Source organism: Aquibium pacificum (assembly GCF_040839445.1).
GTDB lineage: Bacteria > Pseudomonadota > Alphaproteobacteria > Rhizobiales > Rhizobiaceae > Aquibium > Aquibium pacificus.
Map to the genome: position 1 here is coordinate 1 of NZ_JBDPGJ010000056.1, position 244 is coordinate 244.

The 244-nt window shown below is 59.8% G+C and carries 1 protein-coding gene; it reads left to right on the forward strand.

Going from position 1 to position 244, the window contains the following annotated elements; genetic code table 11:
• Positions 1-38: 38 nt before the first annotated feature.
• On the forward strand, positions 39-244 hold a 206-nt coding region (locus ABGN05_RS30140), incomplete at its 3' end, for a cobalamin biosynthesis protein (RefSeq protein WP_367957748.1).

Sequence of the window (244 nt, forward strand, 5' to 3'; positions counted from 1 at the left end):
ATGACCTCCCTGAGCTTCCCGTACCGCACTGGAAACTGGTGCCCCAGCGCGTGGTGGCGGGAATTGGCTGCCGCCGCGATACGCCATTTCCCCTGTTAGCGACATTACTGGCGCGCCAGCTTGAAGCGCAGAAACTCGATCCGCTGGCGTTAAAAGCGATTGGCAGCGTCACGCTCAAAAAAGGGGAGCCGGGGCTTATTCAGCTCGCCTCCTGCTGCCGCGTGCCTTTTAAAACCTTTACCGC